General features: G+C 57.3%; 9 protein-coding genes. 7 read left to right on the top strand and 2 right to left on the bottom strand.

What is annotated here, in order from left to right:
- A partial coding sequence (locus Q7T06_RS07845; RefSeq protein ID WP_304783012.1) for an SDR family NAD(P)-dependent oxidoreductase occupies positions 1-251 on the bottom strand: 251 nt, incomplete at its 3' end.
- 39 nt (positions 252-290) lie between these two features.
- Here Q7T06_RS07845 and Q7T06_RS07850 point away from each other — a divergent pair.
- The 6 genes from Q7T06_RS07850 to Q7T06_RS07875 all read left to right on the top strand — a co-directional run bounded on the left by Q7T06_RS07850 (position 291) and on the right by Q7T06_RS07875 (position 6,825).
- A complete protein-coding gene (locus Q7T06_RS07850) occupies positions 291-1,451 on the top strand; it encodes a class I SAM-dependent methyltransferase (protein WP_304783015.1) in 1,161 nt (386 codons plus the stop codon).
- A 48-nt stretch (positions 1,452-1,499) separates the two neighbouring features.
- The gene (locus Q7T06_RS07855) at positions 1,500-1,694 is read left to right on the top strand and encodes a DUF2905 domain-containing protein (protein ID WP_304783019.1); all 195 of its coding nucleotides are present in this window, start codon (positions 1,500-1,502) and stop codon (positions 1,692-1,694) included.
- Between the two features lie 28 nt (positions 1,695-1,722).
- A complete protein-coding gene (locus Q7T06_RS07860) occupies positions 1,723-1,941 on the top strand; it encodes a DUF2905 domain-containing protein (RefSeq protein WP_304783023.1) in 219 nt (72 codons plus the stop codon).
- 125 nt (positions 1,942-2,066) lie between these two features.
- On the top strand, positions 2,067-3,398 hold the full coding sequence (locus Q7T06_RS07865) for a hemolysin family protein (RefSeq protein WP_304783027.1): 1,332 nt from the start codon (positions 2,067-2,069) through the stop codon (positions 3,396-3,398).
- A 318-nt stretch (positions 3,399-3,716) separates the two neighbouring features.
- Positions 3,717-4,958, top strand: coding sequence for a diguanylate cyclase (locus tag Q7T06_RS07870; protein ID WP_304783031.1), 1,242 nt, complete (start codon positions 3,717-3,719; stop codon positions 4,956-4,958).
- A gap of 181 nt (positions 4,959-5,139) precedes the next feature.
- On the top strand, positions 5,140-6,825 hold the full coding sequence (locus tag Q7T06_RS07875) for a tetratricopeptide repeat-containing response regulator (RefSeq protein ID WP_304783034.1): 1,686 nt from the start codon (positions 5,140-5,142) through the stop codon (positions 6,823-6,825).
- Positions 6,826-6,844: 19 nt separating this feature from the next.
- On the opposite strand, the gene Q7T06_RS07880 is transcribed toward Q7T06_RS07875, so the two are convergent.
- Positions 6,845-7,216: an ArsC/Spx/MgsR family protein gene (locus Q7T06_RS07880; protein WP_304783037.1), complete on the bottom strand. Its 372-nt coding sequence runs from the start codon at positions 7,214-7,216 to the stop codon at positions 6,845-6,847.
- Between the two features lie 279 nt (positions 7,217-7,495).
- Between Q7T06_RS07880 and Q7T06_RS07885 the strand changes: the two genes are divergently transcribed.
- Positions 7,496-8,539, top strand: coding sequence for a gamma-glutamyl-gamma-aminobutyrate hydrolase family protein (locus tag Q7T06_RS07885; protein WP_304783040.1), 1,044 nt, complete (start codon positions 7,496-7,498; stop codon positions 8,537-8,539).
- The last annotated feature ends 127 nt before the right edge of the window (positions 8,540-8,666 follow it).

Raw genomic sequence — 8,666 nt, forward strand, 5'->3', positions numbered from 1 at the left:
GCCGATGCGCGCCGCACCAGTATTTTGACGGCGGCTTCGTCATCCAGCTTGCAGGACAGGGCAAGTGCACGCTGCCCCAGCGCCTCGATTTCGGCTACGACCGCATGCGCTTCGCGGGCGGAGCTGCCGTAATGGACGACCACATCCCAGCCGCGCTGCGCCAGCGCGAGTGCGATCACGCGCCCTATGCGCTTGGCGGCGCCGGTGACGAGGGCGGTTTTTCTCAAGGATGTCATGCTATCTGTGGACATGGATGTTGTGTGTTTCGCTGATTTCTCTACAATACCGCCATGCAACTGAACCTGCCCGCACCTTCCCCGGACGCGCTGACCGCGTCACACACGCTCCAGAACCTGATCGCTGAAGAAATTCGCCGGCATGAGGGCTGGATTTCTTTCGCCCGTTACATGGAGCTGGCGCTGTATGCGCCGGATGTCGGTTATTACAGCGGCGGCGCTGCAAAACTTGGCAAAGACGGTGATTTTACAACCGCGCCCGAGATTACGTCGCTTTTTGGTGAAACCCTCGCCCATGCCGCCGGCGACCTGATGGCGCAAAGCGTGCCCAAGATACTCGAGTTTGGCGCCGGCACCGGCAAGCTGGCACTGGATATCCTGACTGAATGCGCAGCCGCAGGCATCCCGCTGGAGCGCTACTGGATCGTCGAATTGTCGGGCGAATTGCGTGCGCGCCAGCAACAGACGCTGGCTGGTTTTCCGCAAGTGACGTGGCTGGATGATTTTCCGCAGGCGTTTTCCGGCGTGGTGCTGGGCAATGAAGTGCTGGATGCGATGCCGGTGTCGCTGGTCGTCAAGGGTGAAAACGGCTGGCTGGAGCGCGGCGTTGCGCTTAAGGATGGCGCCTATGTATTTGAAGACCTGCCGTGCGACGCTGAGCTGGTAGAGCAAATCCCGGATGAGGCGGAGCTGCCGGTCGGCTACCTGACTGAAGTGCATCCGGTCGCGGCCGGTTTCATGCGCTCGCTGGCGAACATGTTTACGGCCGGCATGGAGCAATCCGGCAAGGGTGGTGCAGCGATCCTGCTCGACTATGGTTTCCCGGCCAGCGAATACTATCTGGGCCAGCGCGCTCAAGGTACCTTGATGTGCCACTATCGCCACCACTCGCATCCCGATCCGTTTTACCTGCCGGGTTTGCAAGACATTACCGCGCACGTCGATTTCACTGCGATGGCGTATGCGGCGGTGCGTAGCGGGCTGGAAATGGTAGGCTACATGAGCCAGGCCGCTTTCCTGCTGACCGCTGGCCTGGGTGACCGTCTGCTGCAGACGTCCCCGGAAGATGCGCGCAGCTATCTGCCGAAGGCGAATGCTGTGCAAAAGCTGACGTCGCCGGCGGAAATGGGCGAATTGTTCAAGGTATTGGTAGTGGGCCTGGGCGTGCAGTTGCCCGATCAATTCGATCATGCGGATCAAAGTCGCCGGCTTTGAATTGTCATTCCCGCCTGTGCCGGAATGACAGAATATAGAAAGCCTTGCATGTTGCGCTGGTTCCTCGTTATCTTCCTCGCCGTCATCGTGTTTTCCACTGCCTTGCCGTGGCTGGAAAAATTCGGCGTCGGCAAATTGCCGGGCGATGTGCGCTTTACCCTGTTCGGCAAAACGATATTCCTGCCGTTTGCATCGACGGTGTTATTGTCTACCGTGGTTTTTTTGCTGGCGCGCCTGCTGTGAGCGAGATGGATCTGGATCGGGAGTGGCGATGATACGTTGGGTAGCAGTGATTTTTCTCGGGCTGACGGTGTTTTACGCCTTGCTGCCGTGGCTGCTCGCAAAGCTGGGCGTGGGCCGCATCATCGGCGATCTGCGCTTCACGCTTTTCGGGCAGATTTTCATCCTGCCCTTCGGTTCTACGGTGCTGTGGTCGACGCTCGCCTTCATGTTGGCGGAGATAGTGCAGCGGACCTGCATGTTCTGCTGATTTGGCCGAGAATCCCGGCTTTTAGCTAAAAAATCGTCCGTTTTGCCAGCGCGGCGCGCGCTAATGATATGATTCACGACTTATCAACAGTAGGGCTGGCGGAATAACCGCGAGTTTCCTTAGTAGTGGACATATTAATTATCCTGGGTTTGATCCTGGTCAATGGCATTTTCGCCATGTCCGAAATCGCGATCGTTACCTCGAAACGCATTCGTCTCCTGAAGTTAGCTGAAAACGGCAGTCGCGGCGCCCAAGCCGCGCTCGATCTGTCCGAAAATCCCAGCCGCTTTTTCTCCACCATACAGGTCGGCATCACACTGATAGGCATTTTCAACGGTGCGTACGGTGAAGCATCGCTGGTTGAGCGCCTGACGCCGGAAGTGGCATTGCTGCCCTTCATAGGCGAATTTGCGCGTGAAATCGCGCTCGGCGTGGTGGTGGTCGGCATCACGTTCGGCTCGCTGATCCTCGGCGAACTGGTCCCCAAACGTATCGCAATGCAGTATCCGGAAACGGTCGCGTCCATGATCGCGGCGCCGATGTTGTGGCTGTCGCGTTTGATGGGACCGTTTGTCAAGGTCCTGACCGGCACCACGGAATTCATCCTGCGCCTGCTCGGCATGCATCACAAGAAGGACGATGCCGTTACCGAGGAAGAAATCGCCGGCATGTTCCGCGAAGGTACGGATGCCGGCCTGTTTGAAAAAACCGAGCACGACATCGTCTCGCGCGCCTTGCGCCTCGACGATCAGCGCGTGGCCAGCCTGATGACACCGCGCCTGGATGTGCATTTCATCGATCTGGAAGATACGATAGAGGTCAATCTGGCGAAGATCGCCGACAGTTCCTACAATCGTTTCCCGGTCTGCAAGGGTGATATCTCGCACGTGATCGGCATCGTGCATGCCGGCAGCCTGTTCGAGCAGGCGATCCGCGGCAAATCGATGGACGCCGTCGACATTGCCGCGGCCACCCGTCCGCCACTCTTCGTGCCGGAAACCATCAGCGCGATGCAGTTGCTGGAAACACTGAAAGAAAACCGCGCCGAACTGGCGCTGGTGATCGATGAATATGGCGAGATCGAAGGCATAGTCACCTTGAGCGATGTGCTGGGCGCTCTGGTTGGCGATGTGTCGGTGATCGATGAACATCATGAAGTCGACGGCGTGCGTCGCGAAGACGGCTCCTGGCTGATCGATGGCGGCGTGTCCTTCGACCGCTTCCGCGAATTACTGGAAACCGAAGTGCGCTTCCCGGAAGAATCCGCCGGCACCTATCACACGCTCGCCGGTTTCGTGATGACCTTCCTCGGCCACATTCCGCAAATGACGGACAACTTCGAATGGGAAGGCTACCGCATCGAGGTGATAGACATGGATCGCAACCGCATTGATCGGCTGCTGATTACCCAGCTTGAGACGCCGGCAGGGGGCGCATCCTCGAGCGAGGACGCGTAACGCGGCACCTTGATTGCGGCAACAAGAGCGGGCTGGCTAGCAATATCCAGCCCGCTTTTTCATGGGCAAGCGCTTTTTGGCAGTCGTCACCTTGCTGCCTGCAATTTGCTGTTGGAGCCGTTCGCTCCTGCCTGCGTGCAAAGCTGCCCACGCCAGAATAACCACGGTAGCGCACCTCATGTGTAACTTGTGCTTTGAAAGTAATTGTATTGCGTGTAATTTGCTATTGGATGTAATCTAGTTGCCTCATGGAAACTGCTGTGTATGCGCGGCAGTATCCTTGCCGCGCGATGCAGACGAATTCTTAGATGGATGGACATGTCGCAGACTGGTGACCAAAACGCTGTTCCCAAGACGGACGCTGCGCCGTTGCGGGCAGGCGTGCGCCCGGCAGCCGCCAGTGAGCATGCGCCAGACGCTCAAGCCAGAACGAATCTGGAAAAGGTCCACGTCGTGCGGGCGCGGCAGCCATCCTCACCCAGCCAAAGCGAGCGCCAGGCTGCGCGCATCCAGCGCTTGATGATGGCGGGCGTATTGGCCTTGCTATACATGTCTGCCCTCGGCTTTTTCTATCTGCAGGGCTTGATAGCATTGAGAACGCTGCAAATTGCCGCCGTGCTGATAGGCGCGACTTTCCTGCTGTTCCGGCTCATCTTTGCACTGAAATTGAACCTGAAGGCCAAAGAGCGCAGCCTCCGTCTGGCGATAGCCCTGGCGGCGATCGCCAGCACGCTGTTCGTCGTCTATCTGGCGCCTGTGACGCAGATTATCTTCACGCCATTTTTATTCGTGATCATTGCATTTCTCCTGCACCGCTTGCCGCCCCGTACCGTGTTGCTGCTGGCAGTGCTAACGCTGGCCGCCTACGCATCGGTCGTGGCGCTGCATTATGCGCAGCAAGGCAGTAGCGCGATGCTGATGCTGGAAGGTGCGCAATTATTTGTGCTGGCGCTGACCTTGCCGGGACTGGCTTTGGTGGCGAACCGTGTGCAGCGGCTCAACAATGCCTTGTTCAGGGCCAGCCGCAAAATCAAGGATATCGAGGAAGATGCACAGCGCGATGTAATGCTGGGTTGTTTCAATCGGCGTTATATCGTGGCCGCGCTGGAACAGCAAAAACGCCTGGCAGATGACACCGGCAGCACGCTATGCCTGGCCGTCATCGACCTCGATCATTTCAAGCGCATCAACGATGAAGCCGGTCATCTTAGCGGCGATGAAGTCTTGCGTACGTTTGCCCGTATCGCGCAACAAAATGTGCGCGAAGGCGATGTATTCGGTCGTTACGGCGGCGAAGAATTCCTGCTGGTGTTGCCGGAAACCTCGTTGCTCGCCGCCTTGAATGTCGCCGAGCGCATACGCGAACAGGTTGAGCATTATGCGTGGGAAGACAAGTTGCGCAATCGCGTCACGGTGTCGATAGGCTTGACGCAACACATACCGGGCGAATCGGTACTCGATTTGTTTTCGCGCACCGATACGGCGATGTACATGGCCAAGCAGGGCGGGCGCAATCAAGTGGTGGTCGAGGAACCTGCCGCCGATAACGGCGCCTCCTGAGTTTTGAACGGGCTGGTTTTCTTGCCAGCTTATCCAGTTTGCCTGCGCAGGCAGAATCGCGCCGCCGGATGTATCGTGTAACAATTCCAGTGACGCCGCTTAATAAATGTAATATTGTTGTAAGGCAATATTACCTCTCATCGTTCCGCTCTTGGTGCGATGCCATTTACATTGGCTCATCATGCAAGAATTGTCCGGATTGTCCGCCCTGATCATTGATCCGCATGTAGGCATGCGGACCAGCATACGCACCATGCTGGGTCAGGCCGGCATGAGCAAAATCGAGTATGCGAATAATTCCGGCAGCGCGATCCGTCCCATCAAGCAAAAAACCTTCGATTTGCTCATATGCGAATACGATCTGGGCGAGGGCCAGGATGGCCAGCAATTGCTGGAGGATTTGCGGCATAACAAGTTGATACCGCTATCGACCGTGTTCATCATTGTCACGGCCGAGCGCACCCATGGCAAGGTAGTGAGCGTGGCCGAGCTGGCGCTCAATGATTATGTGTTGAAGCCTTTTACTGCCGACACCTTGATGGAGCGCATCGGCAAGGCTGTCGACCGGCGCAATGTGTTGATGCCGGTGTATCGCCTGATCGAACTGGGCAATCTCAGCGAGGCGATAGAAGTGTGCCAGGAAGGCGAGCGCACGCAGCCATCGTATCGTATCGATTTTCTGCGCCTGCGGGCAGAGATGCACATGACGCTGGGCGAGGTGAATGCGGCGGAAGAAATTTATACCGAATTACTGGCCAAGCGCTCCATTCCCTGGGCGCATCTTGGCCTGGCCAGCACCCTGTTCATGCAAGAGCGGTTTGAAGAGGCGGAAGAAAAGCTGGCTGAACTGGTCGAGAGCAAGAAAGAATACCTCGAAGCCTATGATCTGCTCGCCAGGACGCAGGAGGCAAGAGGCAATTTGACGCAGGCGCAGGCGACGCTGGAACGTGCGGTGGCGCGCTCGCCGTATGCCTTGCGGCGCTTGCGCAACCTGGGCAAGGTCGCGCAGCGCGCCGGTGATGTCGAAGTCTCGCATAGATATTTTCAGCAAGTGGTCAACAAGGCCAGGTTTTCCGAATTCCGCGAGCCGGAAGATCATGTGAGCCTGGTTGAAACGTCGCTGGCCAAGGGTGAAACCAAGCTGGTTCCCGGCCTCATACGTGATCTCGCCAAGTCCCTGTCCGGCCTCAAGAAAACCGCCGCCTGCCGCGCGATAGCGAGCGCGCTGCTGCACAAGCATAACGGCGATGCAGAGCAGGAAAGCGAAGAGCTGGAAGCGGCGCTGCTGGCGTGTAAAGAATCGATAGGCTTGAGCAACGATACCAAGCTGACCCTGGCCAAGAGTTGTCTGGAAAGCGGCAAGGAGCAGGGCGTCATCGATGTCATGACTTCGGTGGTTGGCAATGCGCCCACTGCTGCTGCAATGAGTAGTGCAATGCGCTTGTTGCAGGAAGGCGGGCGCGAGGACTTGGTCAAGCGCGTCACGCATGCCAGCAAGAGCCAGGTGGTGGAGATGGTTTCTTCCGGCGCAGAAAAAGCGCGCCTGGGCGATTTCCAGGGCGCGGTTGTCTTGATGTCGGAGGCGGCGGAAAAATTGCCGGACAACCCGCAGGTAGTATTCAATGCGGCGGTGGCGGCATTGAAATGCCTGGACAAGCTGGGCTGGGACAAGCAGCTGGGCGAGAAGGCGCGGTTTTATGTCGCCGATGCGCGCCGTCTGGACCCGCGCAATACCCGACTCTCGCTGCTCGACAGCATGTACCGCGAGATACTTGGAAAATACAAAATTAGTGGCATAGACGATATTTCCGTCACGCCTTTTGCCCAGCCTGAGCCGCCCGCAGAATTGCCGGCCGCCGAAACCTGATTGGCGGCCTGCACCTGTCTCAAGGCAGGCGCAGGAAAGTCTGCAGTGATTCCGGCGGCCGTGCGATCAGCGCGCGATCATTGCAGCGCACTATCGGCCTTTGCAGCAATTGCGGATGGTCCGCGAGTGCCTGCAGCAGGGCGTCATCATCGGCCTGTTGCAGTCCCAGTGTCGCAAACAGCGCCTCATGCTCGCGCACCATGTCACGCACGCTGACGGGTTTTTCCACTTGCAGCAACTGCTGCAGTTCAGTCAACTGCGCCAGGGTCAGCGGCGTTTTCTGATAATCGACTATTTCCAGCGCGAGTTGATGCTGTGCCGCAAACTGTTGCGTCAGTTCCAGTGCCTCGCGCGATTTTGAGCAGCGCGAATTGTGATAAATGGTAAGCATGATGTTTTAAAGTAAGAAATTGACGGATGCTGTGAGTACTGGGACTGCTGCGCGTATTATGCACTTCAGCGACTGGCGCTGAGTGGTGTTGTCTGGCGCGCCACAGCTTGCGCCGCTGAGTACGCAAGAGGATGTTTGCAGTTTGAGTAAAATGGCTGGATTAAGTAGTGATTTTGCCGATGTTGTGCGGTTTTTGAAGTATTTTGATGCGCGTTGCGACACCTGCGGATAAATTGATGCGATCCGTAGTCTACCTAGTCCCGATTTTAAAGTGATGCCATGTCCGACACTGCCGATAGTAATTTGCCGCCTGTTCCTCCCGTTTCTGCCGAAGATGCAGCCTCTGCTGCCGACCAGCCTGCATCCGCAGCGCCCCAGGCTGCACGTGTTGCATCCGCCCCTTTTGTCCCGTCAGCCAGCCTGGAATTCAGCAAGAATAACGCCCCCGCCTATCTGATGCCGGGCGACACGCCCTGGAAGCAGGCCTGGCGTATTTTTTCGGCGCGCGTGCAAAGCATGTCGGATCAGGTTGGGCGGCGCCTGACCCAGCGCACGCTGAAGATCGGTATTTCAGCGCGTATTTTTCACCCGCAAGCAGGCGCCCGCGGCTTGCAGGCTAAAACCCTGCAATATCTGGAAGAATCGATTGCGCAGTGGGTAATGTCGCGCGATGTGCTGGTGCTGATGATCCCGACCGTGAATACGAATGGCTTGCTACACCCGAGCAAGATCCGTCTGCGCGATTACGCGAAACATCTGGATGGCCTGGTCTTGCAGGGCGGCGCCGACGTTGCTCCGCAGACATATTCACAGACTGCCACCCGTCCGGAATGGAGTGGCGACAGTGCGCGCGACATGTACGAGCTGGAATTGCTGCATGAATTTGTCGAAGCGGGAAAACCGGTGCTGGGTATATGCCGCGGTTGCCAGTTGATCAATGTCGCCTTCGGCGGCACCTTGTACCAGGATATCGCGTCCGATGTGCCCGAAGCGAGTCCGCATGTGAATGATTTGTATGACAGCCATCGCCATGCTATCCAGTTCCCGCCCGGGTCGTCGCTGGCGTCATTGTTTGCCGGGCAGACTGCGCCTTTGGTTAATTCCATCCATCATCAGGCGGTACGCGATCTGGGGCGTGACTTGATGATAGAAGCGATTTCGCAAGGCGATAATATCGTTGAGGCGGTGCGGCATACCAAATCCCGCTTTGTGATGGGGTTGCAATGGCACCCGGAATTTCATCGCGCAGGCGGCGCCGAGTTGCTCGATTGCACGCCCATTCTGGATAATTTCCTTCGTGCGGCAAGGGAGACGCGTTTTTAAGCGCAGCTTGTTTCCTTGGGTCAGGTAAAAAATATCCGTTTGGAAAAATATTAAGCGGCAAATCTCTTCCAGTTGTTGACAAAGGGTGTCGACTCCCATATAGTTTGGGGTTCCCCGCGGAGGGGTG

The sequence above is a fragment of the Herminiimonas sp. genome (genome assembly GCF_030645555.1).
Lineage (GTDB): Bacteria > Pseudomonadota > Gammaproteobacteria > Burkholderiales > Burkholderiaceae_D > Oxalicibacterium.